This window comes from Micromonospora sp. NPDC005215, from assembly GCF_040607915.1.
GTDB lineage: Bacteria > Actinomycetota > Actinomycetes > Mycobacteriales > Micromonosporaceae > Micromonospora.
Map to the genome: position 1 here is coordinate 96,438 of NZ_JBEXHQ010000016.1, position 13,895 is coordinate 110,332.

11 protein-coding genes are annotated in these 13,895 nt (G+C 71.5%); 4 read left to right on the forward strand and 7 right to left on the reverse strand.

The window, feature by feature from the left end:
- Positions 1 to 53: 53 nt before the first annotated feature.
- Both ABZU25_RS15035 and ABZU25_RS15040 read right to left on the reverse strand, forming a co-directional pair.
- Positions 54 to 2,600: an ABC transporter permease gene (locus ABZU25_RS15035; RefSeq protein ID WP_355029896.1), complete on the reverse strand. Its 2,547-nt coding sequence runs from the start codon at positions 2,598 to 2,600 to the stop codon at positions 54 to 56.
- On the reverse strand, positions 2,597 to 3,349 hold the full coding sequence (locus ABZU25_RS15040; RefSeq protein ID WP_355029897.1) for an ABC transporter ATP-binding protein: 753 nt from the start codon (positions 3,347 to 3,349) through the stop codon (positions 2,597 to 2,599). The genes ABZU25_RS15035 and ABZU25_RS15040 overlap by 4 nt, the downstream gene beginning before the upstream one ends.
- Before the next feature lie 153 nt (positions 3,350 to 3,502).
- Between ABZU25_RS15040 and ABZU25_RS15045 the strand changes: the two genes are divergently transcribed.
- Together ABZU25_RS15045 and ABZU25_RS15050 are read left to right on the forward strand one after the other, a co-directional pair.
- A complete protein-coding gene (locus tag ABZU25_RS15045) occupies positions 3,503 to 4,444 on the forward strand; it encodes a transporter substrate-binding domain-containing protein (protein ID WP_355029898.1) in 942 nt (313 codons plus the stop codon).
- On the forward strand, positions 4,441 to 5,652 hold the full coding sequence (locus ABZU25_RS15050; RefSeq protein WP_355029899.1) for a hypothetical protein: 1,212 nt from the start codon (positions 4,441 to 4,443) through the stop codon (positions 5,650 to 5,652). Before ABZU25_RS15045 ends, ABZU25_RS15050 begins: the two co-directional genes overlap by 4 nt.
- Before the next feature lie 23 nt (positions 5,653 to 5,675).
- On the opposite strand, the gene ABZU25_RS15055 is transcribed toward ABZU25_RS15050, so the two are convergent.
- Positions 5,676 to 6,368, reverse strand: a complete 693-nt coding sequence (locus ABZU25_RS15055) for a hypothetical protein (RefSeq protein ID WP_355029900.1) — start codon at positions 6,366 to 6,368, stop codon at positions 5,676 to 5,678.
- 70 nt (positions 6,369 to 6,438) lie between these two features.
- On the opposite strand from ABZU25_RS15055, the gene ABZU25_RS15060 reads away from it, so the two are divergent.
- Entirely contained in the window at positions 6,439 to 6,786 is a 348-nt protein-coding gene (locus ABZU25_RS15060) for a PadR family transcriptional regulator (protein ID WP_355029901.1), read from the forward strand.
- Positions 6,783 to 7,796: a hypothetical protein gene (locus tag ABZU25_RS15065; protein ID WP_355029902.1), complete on the forward strand. Its 1,014-nt coding sequence runs from the start codon at positions 6,783 to 6,785 to the stop codon at positions 7,794 to 7,796. The genes ABZU25_RS15060 and ABZU25_RS15065 overlap by 4 nt, the downstream gene beginning before the upstream one ends.
- Before the next feature lie 91 nt (positions 7,797 to 7,887).
- Here ABZU25_RS15065 and ABZU25_RS15070 read toward each other — a convergent pair whose 3' ends face one another.
- The 4 genes from ABZU25_RS15070 to ABZU25_RS15085 are packed head-to-tail and all read right to left on the reverse strand — an operon-like array spanning position 7,888 to position 13,868.
- On the reverse strand, positions 7,888 to 9,051 hold the full coding sequence (locus tag ABZU25_RS15070) for an acyl-CoA dehydrogenase (protein WP_355029903.1): 1,164 nt from the start codon (positions 9,049 to 9,051) through the stop codon (positions 7,888 to 7,890).
- 15 nt (positions 9,052 to 9,066) lie between these two features.
- Complete coding sequence (locus ABZU25_RS15075; protein WP_355029904.1) at positions 9,067 to 11,058, reverse strand: biotin carboxylase N-terminal domain-containing protein; 1,992 nt, start codon at positions 11,056 to 11,058, stop codon at positions 9,067 to 9,069.
- 15 nt (positions 11,059 to 11,073) lie between these two features.
- Entirely contained in the window at positions 11,074 to 12,675 is a 1,602-nt protein-coding gene (locus ABZU25_RS15080) for a carboxyl transferase domain-containing protein (RefSeq protein ID WP_355029905.1), read from the reverse strand.
- Positions 12,672 to 13,868: an acyl-CoA dehydrogenase family protein gene (locus tag ABZU25_RS15085; RefSeq protein ID WP_355029906.1), complete on the reverse strand. Its 1,197-nt coding sequence runs from the start codon at positions 13,866 to 13,868 to the stop codon at positions 12,672 to 12,674. The genes ABZU25_RS15080 and ABZU25_RS15085 overlap by 4 nt, the downstream gene beginning before the upstream one ends.
- Positions 13,869 to 13,895 lie beyond the last annotated feature (27 nt).

A 13,895-nucleotide genomic window follows, 5' to 3' on the forward strand; every position in this document is an offset into this window, starting at 1 on the left:
CACCCGACGATCCGGAGGACGGGTCCGAACGGTGTTCCGGCCGGGAGCACCCGTCAGCGCCCGTCGCTCAGGGCCGGCAGACTGCGCCGTCGCAGCAGGACTCGTGCCGGTACGGCACCCGCGACCAATCCCAGTGCCGCGACACCGCCGAGCATCCCCGCGTACGTGGCAGCGTCGACGAACACCCACAACGTGCCGTCCTGGGCGCTGCCGAACGCGCCGACCACGATCGCGGTGACCAGGACACCCAGCGCCAGCCCGACGGTGACCGTGATCATCGCCTCGCGTCCGACGAGCCGGTGCAGCTGCCTGGTCGTCGCGCCGGCCAGGCGCAGGTCGGCGAATTCGCGGCGGCGCGCGGCGGTGGCGATGGCGAAGGTGTTGACGACCGCGATCGCTGTGAAGCCGAGAGAGATGACCACCATGAGCTCCCAGGCGCCCTGCTGGTTCTGGATGTCACCGGCGGGGGCCACACCGAGCGTGGGGGTCAGCCGCAGGCTGGGCCACGAGGCGGCGAACCGCTCCGGTACGTCGCCGCGGTAACGCAGCCCCACCGTGCTGACCAGCCCACGTGGATCATGCGCCGCCACCAGGTCCGCGGGGAGTACCAGGTCGCCGAACCCCCGGGCTCGGGCGTACACCCCGGCGAGGCGCAGTTGGACCTGGTAGCCGTCGGCGAGCCAGACCCGCACGTCGTCGCCCACCCGCCAGCCGTACTGTTCGGTCACGTACTCGCTGGCGGCGAACGTGCCATCGCCCGGCAGTGTTCCGGCGCGTAGATCGAGGTCGAGCGCCGCCTCGGCACCGGCGACAAGCAGACCCTGCGTCGCGTAGTCCTCGGGCTTGCCACCCTGCTCGACGATCGCCCGGGTCGGCAACGTCGCTGCCGCGCCGGTCACCCCGTCGAGGGCAAGAAGCTCTCTGACGGTACTGAGCGGCAACCCGCCCGGCGCGGTCACCTGAGCCGTCGCGGCTGCCGTCCGGGCCGCCTGCTCCCGCCCGGTCAGTTCGTTCAGCAGCACGCTGTTGAGCAGCATGGTGGCATTGATCGCGAACATGAGCACGAGCGGGACCGCGACCGCCGCGACCCTTCGCCGCTCGGCCCGGGTGATCAGCCCGGCCAGCCAGCCGATCGCGCCGCCGATGCCGATGAGACGGGACACCGGCGTCGTCAGCACCCGGACCAGCAGCGGGCCCAGGGCCGCGACAGCGCACAGCAACAGGGCGCACGACACGAAGCTCATGCCCATTCCGAGCGGCCCGTCGAGCGGAACGGCGATGAGCAGGGCGAATGCGCCGGCGGTGGTCACCACCGCGAGGGCGGTCCGCAGGACGAGACCGCCGGTCGGTGCGTTCGCGTTCTCGGCGAGTGCCTGCGTCGGTGCGATGCGCACCGCTCGGCGGCCGGCGACCCGGGCACCGATGAAGGTCACCAGCATCCCGGCCGCCGTGGCGGCGATGAGCACGATCACGTTGGTCTGTACGACGAACTGGGCCGGCACCGCGCCCAGCTCCCGGAACCGGGCAGCCACCACGTGGGCGAACACCACACCCAACGGTATGCCCGGCAGCGCGGCGACCCCGGCGAGCAGGACGCTTTCCACACCGAGCAGGCGGCGCAGCTGTGCGGGGGTCGCGCCAGCGGTGCGCAGCAGGGCCAGCTCGCGCAGGCGTTGACGTACCCCGAGCGTGACAGTGCCGGTGAGGACGAAGACGGCCGCGAACGCCGTGATACCGATGACGAAGCCGAAGATCGAGATGGGACCGATGTAGTCGGGTAGGGCGCCGGGCAGGTCGGCGCGGACTCGGTCGGCGCCGGTGAGCACCGGCGCGTCCCCGGCGACCCCTTCGACGGCTTTGCGGAGCGCGACCGGGTCGGCGTCCGGTCTGGCCAGAATGGCCACCGCGGTCGGCCCGGGCAGCCCCGACACCGACGCCACGTCGGAATCGGCGACGAACAGTGCGCCCTGGGCGGGCAATCCGTCCCGCCCGGCCGGTGCGGCGACACCGGACACGACAAGGGTACGGACGCCGGTCTTCGTGGTGACCACGAGACGTCCACCAACAGGGGTGCCCGAGCGGTTGGCAAGGTCGGCGTCGATCACGACCTGGCCCGGGCCGGGCGCCTCGCCGGTGCGCAGCGAGTACGGAGTCAGCTGCGCGGAACTCCACCCGTGTCCGATCACGGGAGCGTCATCGGCACCGCGCAGTAGCAGTCCGTGTGGGGTGCCTGCCTGGACCGGGAAGGCGACGTCCGCGGTCGCTGCCGCGACGCCCGGAAGGTTGTCCAGCCGACCGGCGAGATCCGCCGGCAGCGTGCCGGCACCGGTGAGCTGCTCGGACTTGACCTTGACCTTGCGCTTGACCTTATCCTTTTTCTTCTTCTGTTTGGTGGTGACCTTCTCCACTGTCACGTCGCGGTCGCCCGACACGACGATCGGCGCTGCCGCGAACCGGTCGGCCGGCGGCTTCGCGGTGAGCACGGAGGCGAGCAGCAGACCGCCGCCGGCGAGTAGGGCCACGGCGAGCAGAGCGGCGAAGAACGTGCCCGCGTAGGCGCCGCGGTGCTGGCGAAGCGTGCTGAGAGCGAGCCGGATCATCGGACGGTCACCGCCATCATCCGTGCCGCGATCTTCTCGGCGGTGGGGTCGGCGAGCTCCGTGACGATCCGCCCGTCGGCGAGGAAGACCGCGCGGTCGGCCCACGCCGCCGCGGCCGGGTCGTGGGTGACCATGACGATCGTCGTGCCGATGCCGTCCACCGCTTCGCGCAGCAGTTGGAGTACCTCGCGGCCGGTCGACAGGTCCAGAGCCCCGGTCGGCTCGTCGGCGAAGATGACCTCCGGTCGGCTGGCCAGGGCGCGGGCGAGGGCGACCCGTTGCCGCTGACCGCCGGACAGTTGGCCGGGCCGAGCGTTCTCCCGTCCGGTGAGCCCGACGCGGCGAATCACCTCCCGCGCCCACTCCCGGTCCGGTCGTACCCCGGCCAGCCGCTGCGGCAGCAGGATGTTGTGCCAGACCGACAGCGAATCCATCAGGTTGTACGACTGGAAGACGAAGCCGACCCGCTGCCGCCGTGCCCGGGTGAGCTGCGGTTCACGCAGCCCGCCGATGTCCTGACCGGCGAGGAGTACCCGTCCGCTGTCCGGCCGATCCAGGCCCGCCGCACAGTGCAGAAGCGTCGATTTGCCCGAACCCGACGGGCCCATCACGGCGGAGAACGAACCGGCCTCGAAGGCGACCGACACGCCGTCCAACGCCCGGACACCGCCACCGCCGGCATAGGTCTTCGTCACGTCGACTACTTCGACGACCGGCCCTCGACCGGCTGTCACTACGCTGTTTCGCATAGCGGAAAGCCTGGTCGAGGCGGCGTCTCTGGAACACACGGCGGCCCATGATCTCGGTGGTGGGGAAACCCCTACCGCCGGCGACGTCCACACGAATTGGACACGAACGACTACTCTCGGTGTCTCGCAGGCTCTACCGGCAGCGAGGTACGCATGAACTCAGGCAGTTCGCAGTCCCGGCTCCGCTCGGTCGCAACGACGCTGGCGGTCGCCCTCTCCCTCACCCTGGCCGCCGTCGCCGGCTGCGACAGCCGGCAGGAACCGGACCTGCAGTCCGTACAGGAGAAGCTCCGCGAGTCGCACATCTACGGCCAGACGAAGCTGCGTATCGGTGTCGCCAACAACGAGCCGTTGATGGGCGAGCTCCGCAACGGCCAGCATGTCGGCTTCGACGTCGAGATCGGTCGGTACGTCGCCGCCTCCCTCGGCTACGAGGGGGACCAGCGGTTGGAGTTCGTCTCCGTGGCCACCGAGGACCGGATCCCGGCGCTGCAGGGCGGCACCGTCGACCTGGTGGTCTCCAGCTTCTCCATGACCGAGGAGCGCAAGAAGCTTGTCAGCTTCGCCGGGCCGTACTTCGTCACCACCCAGGAGGTGATGGTGTCGAGTCGGCTCAAGGACAAGATCCGCACCATTGAGGACCTGCGGGACCCGGCCTACAAGGTCTGCACGAGCGGCGGCTCCACCACCGAGGCCGAGCTGGAGAAACACCAGATCAAGACGTTCGTGGTGAAGGACGTCGGCGATTGCGTCGAGGGCATCCGGAAGGGTCGGTACGACGCGGTCAGCTCCGACGAGTCGATCCTCGCGGGCTTCCTGGCCACCTTCCCCAAGGAGTTCGAGATCGTGGACATGCCGTTCGGCACCAGCGAACTGCTGGGCATCGGCGTGCCGATCGGTGATCCCGCACTGCGCGACCTGGTCGCGTTCTTCCTGCAGAAGAGCTACGAGCAGGGCCGGGACGGGCAGGCGACCCCCTGGCAGACGGCCTACAACCGGACGTTGGGTCCATGGCTGCGGGCGGAGAAGCGTCAGCCGCAGCCGCTGGAGGTGCCGAAGCTTGTCGACTTCGACGACAAGGCTCCCCGGCGGTGAGCACGGCGCCGACCGCCACCGGCGGCCCGGACGCCGACGGCCCGGTCCCGCCACCCCGGGCGTCCCTGTCGCACGGCACCGCGACCGTGTCGCACGGCACCGCGACCGCGCCGCGTGTCGACAGTCCGCTCGGTGCCGGGACGGACGGGATCGGCTGGCCGGTCGGCGTACCGGTCGCCGAACCAGCCGACCCGGTCGTCGCCGACGTCGAGCCCGGGCGGGTCCGTTGGGACCCGGCGGAGCGGCGCGCCCGTGCCAGCCAGTCCTTCTGGACCGCGCTGGTGGGCGTACCGGCGATCTTCTCGGTTCTCCGCCTCGGGGTGGAGGCGGGCGGCGAACTTCAGACCACACTGCTGCTGGTGGCGAACGTCGGGCCGGTCAACCTGCTCGCCGGCTTCCTGACCACGGCGGCCCGGCTGCTCTCCACCGGAATGGTCGCCGTCTTCGCGCTCGGGGCGGTGCTGGCCGTCGGCGTTGACCGGCTGCCGCCGGGGACCCGCCGTCGTCCGCTCCTCGCCCGCTGGGCCGACCTCACCCCGGCCTGGGTGGTGCTGGCCAGTTTCCTGCTCGCCCTGATCACCTGGCCGCTGCTCTACCTGCCGCTGCTGCTGCCGGCGTTCGCGGCCGCGTTCCAGCTGCGCCCCGGGCGACTGCACGAACGGTTGGTGCCGCGACTGGTCATGATCGTCGCGCTGCTCGCCGGGTACGGCTGGCTGCTGCTGCCGACGCTGCGGGACGCCGGAAGGCAGGGCGAGCTGTTGGTGTTGGCGCTGCTCGCGGTGCCGCCGCTGCTGGCTCTCTTCATCGCGGGGCCGTTGCCCGGCATGGTGATCCGGCCGCTGGCGTCGGTGACCGAGGTGGTGATGCTTGCCATGCTGGTCTGGGCCGCGGTGCCGGTGATCAGCACACCGGTGCTGCCGCTGACCGTCACGACAGTGGGCGCGGAGAACGAGCCCACCGAGGACGTACGCGGGCACGTCATCACCACTGACGACGTCAACATGGTGATCCTCCAGGAGCGGGGTGGTGTGCGGTACGTGCCTGTCGATCTGGTTCGCGCGCAGGTGCTCTGCCCGAGCGAGGAGGAGTTGCCCCGCTACCAGCTGCGCATCCACGACTTCCACGTCGAGGACTCGCTGCTGGAGGGCATGGGCCGCCGGGTCCGCCCGGTCCACCGCATCGACGCCGCCTGCCGGATCCCCGGCTGATCCCACCGGGGTGGCCGGTTCGATCAGCGCGGTGAGCGTGCCGTCGCGTCGGCGGCGTCGGCCAACTCGTCGGCGACCTGGGGGTTTGTCGAGTTGATGGCGGCGGTCCACAGCACGTCGGTGGGCGTCGCGCCGGCCAGCCAGCGCCGCATCGACTCCTGCGCCCCGTCGGGCAGGGGACCCTGGTACGACAGGTCCTGGATGACCTCGGCCAGGTGCCGCGCGGTGGGCTCGCCCGGAATGGCCGCGAACTCGGCCAGGTACGGCCCGAGGTCGATCTCCAGCCCGGCGACCGCCTCCAGCAGGCCCCAGGCCGAGGTGGTGGACGGAAACTCCACAAGGGTCCGCTGCCACCAGCCGAGGAGGAACCGCTCGACGGCATTCCGCTCGGCGGCCGGCCAGCCTTGCCACTGGTCCCGCATCCGCTCGGTCACCGCCTCCGGGGGCAGGTGCCGCACCTCGCCACCGGCGAACGCCTCAAGCAGCCGGGGCAGCAGGTGCGGGACCTCCGTCCCGTCCCCCCAGGTGCCCCGGTTCGCCAGGTAGGCGTAGAGCTGGTCGGTGGTCAGCTTTCGCAGCGGGGTACGGGCGAAGTGGGCCAGGTCCGCCGGGTCCACGCAGTGCGGGCAGGCCTCCATGTCGGCGGGCATCCGGTGGTGGGCGAAGGCGGCGTAGAGCTCGTCCACCAGCCGATCGAACTCGACGTCGTTGCGCACCCGCTCAGTATTTCCGACGACGCGCGTGAGCGGTGCCCGCATATACAGACTGAATGTATATACTGCGGCAATGGCGAAGGCTTCCATGCAAGAGTCGACCTATCTGATCCTCACCGCGCTCGTCGAGGCCCCACGGCACGGATACGCCGTCCTCGACGAGGTCCGCCGGATCTCCGACGGGCGCGTTGACCTGCGCGCCGGCACCCTCTACGCGGCGCTGGACCGGCTGCGTACCGAGGGCCTCATCGACGTTGAGCGCGAGGAGCAGGTGCAGTCCAGGTTGCGCCGTTACTACCGACTCACTGCCGCCGGGGTGCAACGCCTGGCCGAGGAGTCGGCGCGCCTGCGGAGCAACGCCGACGCCGCGAGCGTGCGGCTGCGCCGTGCCGGCCTCATCTTCGAAGGCGGTGCGGCGTGACGTTGCACCAGGTCTACCGGTGGCTGCTGGCCGGTTATCCCCGTGCGTACCGGCGGCAGTACGAGGACGAGCTGATCGGGGTGTTGCTGGACGACGCCGCGCCGGGCCAGCGCAGGCCGGCGGCACGAGACGTGCTCGCCCTGCTCGGTGGGGCTCTCCGGGCGCACGTCCGCCAGGTCGGCGCCCGCTTCTCGGTCGACGCGTGGCGGGATGCGGCGCAGGTGCTCGGTCTTGTCGCCGCGCTGGTGTTGTTCGTGCGCGCCGCGCGCGTTCCGGTGCTGCACCTCAGCATGTTCGCGCAGAGCTATCCCGACGGGATCGGCGAGGACTTCGTCTCCTGGCCGCGTTGTCTCGTGGCGGTGCTGTGGCTCGTCGTGGCGGTGTCGGCCGGAGCCGGGTGGGGTCGGGTAGCAGCCGCGATCGCCGTGGGCGGCGCGGCGTTCGAGGTGGTTCGGGTCGCCGAGGCTTATGGGCAGTATTCGACAGTCCGCAACCTCTGGCCGGCCGTGCTCGCCGCGATGGTCCCGCTGGCACTCGCCCTTCGCGCTCCCCGTTCCCTCACGGCTACCCTCGCGCGCTGGCGGCTTGGCACCCTGGCGGCGGCGACGCTTGTCAGCGTCGGCGCGCCGAGTGTCGCCATGGTGACCGCCGCTGATGACTCGACGGCTCCGATCTACGGCACGTGGATGTTCACCGTCGGTGTCGGCCGGGTCGAGGCGATCCTGCTGACCACGGGATACCTGCTCTTCGCCCTCGCCGTCCTGTCGACGCCGACGGCGCTCCGACTGCGCCTGCTCGCGCTCGTCGTCCCGGTGGGCGTCACGCTGCTGCTCAGCCGGGTGGGGCTGGGGACCACCGGGACGTTCCTGGAGCGCTCCAGCCACGACGGTGTCGTCGATGCGCTCACCTGGGCGCAGTGGTCGACAGTGGCGCTGGCACCCGTGGTGCTCTTCGCGGTGGCCGTGGTGATCCTGCACCACCGTGAGCGTCCGGGCGCGCACGAAGCGTAGGCCGACGAAGACCGACTCGGTTTTCCGAATGCTGGGGTGCCACGGACGGGGGGACGCCCCGAGGTCCGGGAGACCGAGTCGATCATGCGGGTCAGTAGGACTTGTCCTGACCGAGCACGTGTTGGGCCACGAAGTTGAGGATCATCTCTCGACTGACCGGGGCGATCCGGCCGGCCCGCACCGCACCGAGCAGGGTCGCCACCCCGTACTCGGTGGTCATGCCGGCCCCACCGAGCACCTGGACGGCGGTGTCGACGGCGAGCGCGGCTGCCTCCCCGGCCGCGTACTTGGCCATGTTGCCGGCCACCCCGGCCTCCAGGTCGCGGCCCGCGTCGTACAGGGTGGCGGCCTTCTGGATCATGAGGCGGGCCAACTCCACCTGCACCGCCGCGTGTGCCAGCGGATGGGACACGCCCTGGTGGGAGCCGATGCTCCGGCCACCCCAGACCTTGCGTGTGGCGGTGTACTCGCTGGCTCGCTCGATGGCGTACCGGCCGGTGCCGGCGCCCATCGCGGCCACCGTGATCCGCTCCGGGTTGAGCCCGGCGAAGAGCGCCGGCAGGCCGGCGTCCAGCGACTCACCAACCAGCGCGTCGGCGGGGAGTCGCACGTCGTCCAGGTAGAGCAGGAACTGGTTCTCCGGGGACACGATCTCCATGTCCAGTTTGGAGCGGGTCAGCCCGGCGACGTCGGTCGGCACGAGGAACAGCGCCGGCTTGAGCTTGCCGGTGGAGGAATCCTCGGTACGGGCCACCACCAGGACGTGGTCGGCCTCGTCGACCCCGGAGATGTAGCACTTGCGGCCGTTGAGCAGCCACCCGTCGCCGTCCCGGCGGGCGACAGTGCCGAGCCGGTGGAAGTTGGAACCGGCCTCCGGCTCGGTGATCGCGAAGACGATCTTCTGGGAGCCGTCGGCGAGGCCGGGCAGGTGCCGCTTGCGCTGCTCCTCGGTGCCATGCCGGGCGAGCACGGTGGCCGCGATCGCGGGGGAGACCACAAGCAGCAGCAGCGGGCAGCCGGAGGCCGCCAACTCCTCGCAGACGATTGCCAGCTCGGTGATGCCGCCGCCACCGCCGCCGTACTCGGTGGGGATGTTGACTCCTAGGTAACCGAGCCGTCCCGCCTCGGCCCACAGCTCGGTGGTGTGTTCCCCCGCTTTCGCTTTCGCCACGAAATAGGAATGACCGTAGCGGCGGCCCAACGCCCGCACGGCGTCGCGAAGCTGGTCCTGCTCAGGGGTGAGGTCGAAGGTCATCAGGGGTCCTCCTCTTCAGTTGTCGATGACGGCCAGCACGGCGCCGGTGCGCACCTGACCGCCGACCGGCACCGGCAACTCGGCGACCACGCCGTCGGTGGGGGCGAGCACGGGATGTTCCAGCTTCATCGCTTCCACTGTGAGCAGCGGATCGCCGGCCACGACCCGCTGGCCGACCTCGACGTGCACCCGGGTCACCGCACCGGGCAACGGCGCGAGCAGCGACCCGGCGGCCACCTCCGCCGTGGGCAGCGGGAGACGGGGCAGCTCGACCAGGCTCGCTGCCCCGTCCGGGCCGTCCACGAAGACCGCCGACCCCACCCGGTGTACGCGGTACGCGCACCGCACCCCGTCGACGTCGAGCACCACCCGACCCGCTGTGGCCTCGACCAACGCCACGGCCGGCGGTCCGGCCGCGGGGTCGGTGGCGTCGGGGTCGGTGCCGGTGGGGGTGGCGGACCACTCGGCGAGCCCGCCCACGCGGTCGAGCCGGTAGCGGACCTCGACCTCGCCGTCCGGACCGCCGAACCGGGTGACCTGCGGGACGGCCGGCACGTTGCGCCAGCCCGACGGCAGCCCGGCCAGCACCTTCGCGTCGGCGCGGCGGCCGGCGGCCGAGGCAAGTGCCGCGGCGAGCGCCGACAACGGGAGCCGGTCGGCGGAGAGCAGCGGGGCGAAGACCTCCGCGTGCCGGTCCAGGAACCCGGTGTCGATCTCCACGGCGGCGAACGCGGAACTCCGCAGCACCCGGACCAGCAGGTCCCGGTTGGTGGTCACCCCGTGCAGCTCGGCCCGGGCCAGCGCGGCGGACAGCAGCCGGGTCGCCTCCGCACGGGTGCGACCCCAGGCGATCACCTTCGCCAGCATCGAGTCGTAGTGCACGCCGACCACCGAGCCGGCTACCACCCCCGAGTCGAGCCGCAGACCCGGCCCGGCCAGCCCACCGAACTCGGCCGCCACCTGGGGGACCGCGAACCGGTGCAGGGTGCCGGTGGCCGGCCGCCAACCCGCCGCCGCGTCCTCGGCACACAGGCGCACCTCGACCGCGTGTCCGGTGCCCACCGGCAGGACCGCCGGCAGTGGCTCTCCCTCGGCGACGAGCAGTTGCAACCCCACCAGGTCCAGGCCGGTGCACAGCTCGGTGACCGGGTGTTCCACCTGAAGGCGGGTGTTCATCTCCAGGAAGAAGAACTCGCCACCCGGGGCGAGCAGAAACTCCACAGTGCCCGCGCCCAGGTAGTCGACAGCGCGACCGGCGGCCACCGCGGCCTCGTGCAACGCCGTGCGCACCCGCTCCGGAACGACCGCCGGCGCCTCCTCGACGATCTTCTGATGCCGGCGCTGGATCGAGCACTCCCGGTCGCCGAGAGCCACCACCCGGCCGTGGGCGTCCCCGAAGATCTGCACCTCGACGTGCCGGCCGCGCTCGACGTACCGCTCGATGAAGACAGTGCCGTCGCCGAACGCGGCAGCCGCCTCGCGGCTCGCGGACGCGACGGCCTCGGCCAGTTCGTCGGCGTCCCGGACGATCCGCATCCCCCGCCCGCCACCACCGGCGGACGCCTTCACCAGGACCGGAAAGTCGCTGACCGCGGCGGTGTCGGTCCAACTGGGCAGCATCGGCACACCGGCCTCGGCGAGCAGCCCCTTCGCGGCGAGCTTGTCGCCCATCACGGCGATCACCTTGGCCGGCGGGCCGACCCAGGTCAGCCCGGCGTCGGTCACCGCCGCGGCGAACTCGGCGTTCTCGGCGAGGAAGCCGTACCCCGGGTGGACGGCGTCCGCCCCGCTGCGCCGGGCCGCGTCCAGGATCAGCTCGACCCGCAGGTACGTCTCGGCGGGCGTGTCCCCGGGCAGCCGGACCGCCTGGTCGGCCTCGGCGACGAACGGCGCGTCGGCGTCCGCGTCCGAGTGCACGGCCACCGTCTCCACGCCGAGCGCCCGGCAGGTCGCGAAGACCCGGCGGGCGATCTCCCCCCGGTTGGCGACGAGCAATCTACTGATCATCGTTGGTCTCGCCCCCTACATCCGGAAGACGCCGAAACCGTCGGCGCCCTTCACCGGTCCGTTGTGGATCGCCGAGAGGCAGAGCCCGAGGACGGTACGCGTGTCCCGAGGGTCGATCACCCCGTCGTCGTAGAGCCGGCCGGAGAGGAAGAGCGCGCCCGACTGCGACTCGATCTGCTGCTCGACCATCATCCGCATCGCGGTGTCGGACTCCTCGTCGTAGTCGCGTCCCCGGGCGGCGGCGGCCTGCCGGGCCACGATGGACAGCACCCCGGCGAGCTGTGCCGGGCCCATCACCGCCGACTTCGCGTTCGGCCAGGTGAACAGGAACCTCGGCTCGTACGCCCGACCACACATGCCGTAGTTGCCGGCGCCGTACGAGGCGCCCAGGTTCACCGTCAGGTGCGGCACCGTCGAGTTGGACACCGCATTGATCATCAACGCGCCGTGCTTGATGATGCCGCGCTGCTCGTACTCGGTGCCGACCATGTAGCCGGTGGTGTTCTGCAGGAAGACCAACGGGGTGTCGGAGGCGTTCGCGAGCTGGATGAACTGGGCCGCCTTCTGCGCCTCCGCGCTGAACAGCACACCCCGGGCGTTGGCGAGCACACCCACCGGGTACCCGTGCAGTTCGCCCCAGCCGGTGACCAGCGCGTCCCCGTACGCCGGCTTGAACTCGTCGAAGTCGCTGCCGTCCAGGATCCGGGCCAGCACCTCGCGGGGATCGAACGGCACCTTCAGGTCGGCGCTGGTGATGCCGAGCAGTTCCTCCGGGTCGTACTTCGGCGGCTGTGGCACCGCCGTCCGCGGCACCGGGCCGTGCTTGCGCCAGTTCAGCCGGCGTACGCACCGCCGGGCCAGCCGGATGCCGTCCCGCTCGTCGGCGGCCAGGTAGTCGGCGAGCCCGGACGTGCCCGCGTGCATCGCCGCCCCGCCCAGCGACTCGTCGTCGGTCACCTCGCCGGTCGCCATCTTCACCAGCGGTGGCCCGGCCAGGTAGACCTGCGACCGGTCCCGGATCATGATCACGTGGTCGGACATCCCCGGCACGTACGCGCCACCGGCCGTGGCGTTGCCGAAGACCACGCTGACAGTGGGGATGCCCGCCGCCGAGAGCCGGGTCAGGTCCCGGAACACCCGGCCGCCCGGGATGAAGATCTCCGCCTGGGTGGGCAGGTCCGCCCCCGCCGACTCGACCAGGTTGACCATCGGCAGCCGATTGGCCAGGGCGATCTCACCGGCTCGCCGGGTCTTGGCGAGGGACCACGGGTTGACAGCGCCACCGCGTACCGTCGGGTCGTTGGCGACGATCAGGCACTCCACGCCCTCGACCACCCCGATGCCGGTGACCACGCTGGCCCCGACCGGGAAGTCCGTGCCGTACGCGGCGACCGGTGACAGCTCCAGGAACGGACTGTCCGCGTCCACAAGCAGCTCGATCCGCTCCCGGGGGAGCAGCTTGCCGCGCTTGTGGTGCCGGGACACGTACTTCTCGCCGCCGCCCGCCCGCGCCTGGTCCAGCGCGGCGTCCAACTCGGCCAGCCGCTCCAGCAGTGCCGCCCGGTTCGCCACGTACGAGGGCGCGGACGGGTCGACCGCGCTGTCCAGGGTGCTCACAGGCCCATGCCCTTCGCGATGATCTCGTTCATGATCTCGGTGGTGCCGCCGCCGATGCCGAGGATCCGGGCATCGCGGTAGTGCCGCTCCACCTCGGCGTCGCGCAGGTAGCCGAAGCCGCCGTGCAGTTGCAACGCCTGGTCGACGACCTGGTCGCAGGCGGCCACCGCCACGTTCTTCGCCATCGCCACCTCGGTCACCACCGGCTCGCCGGCAGCCACCCGGGCGGCCACCTCGTGCACGTACACCCGGGCCGCCTCGGCGCGGGTGTGCATCTCGGCCAACCGGTGCCGGATCAGCTGCCTGCTGGCCAGCGGACGCCCGAAGGTCTCCCGGTCTCGGCACCAGCGCGTCGCCAGCTCGACGCAGCGCTGCGCTGTCGCGTACGCCTGGGTCGCCAACGAGAGCCGCTCGGCGGCGAAGTGCTGCATGATCGCCAGGAAGCCGGTGTTCTCCGCGCCGATCCGGTTGGCGACCGGCACCCGCACGTCGACGAAGGACAGCTCGGCGGTGTCCGAACAGTGCCAGCCCAGCTTCTCCAACCGGCGTCCCACGGTGAACCCGGGTGTCCCCTTGTCGATGACCAGCAGGGTGAGTTCGCCGCTGCCGGGAAAGTCGGTACACACAGCAGTGGTGACGAAGTCGGCCCGGTGCCCGCTGGTGATGTACGTCTTCGACCCGTTCACCACGTAGTGGTCGCCGTCCCGGCGGGCGGTCGTGCGGATGCCGGCCACGTCCGAACCGCTGTCCGGCTCGGTGATCGCCAGCGCGCCGATCATCGTGCCGGCCAGGGTGGGCCGGACGTACCGCTCGATCAGGCTGTCGTCGCCCGGGGACGCGGTGCCGCCGAGCCGGCCGCCCAACGAGCCACCGGTGCGGGCGCCGGCCGCCGCCACCATGTGCGGCACCGCGATGCCGTGCGTGAACAACGCCGCCACCAGGCCAGACGAGCCGCCGGAACGGATCAGCTCCTCGGTCACGATGATCGAGTCGAGCAGGTCGCCGCCGCTGCCGCCGACCGACTCCGGAAAGCCGATGCCGAGCAGGCCGAGTTTCGCCGCGCTCGCGTGCAGCGCCCGGGGCACCTCGCCGGCCCGCTCCCAGTCGTCCTGGTGCGGCAGCACCTCCCGGGTCACGAAGGCCCGGGTCAGTTCGCGCAGTTGCCGCCGCTCCGGCGTGTCCACGATGCTCACGGCAGCACCCCCGACCGCGACCGCACA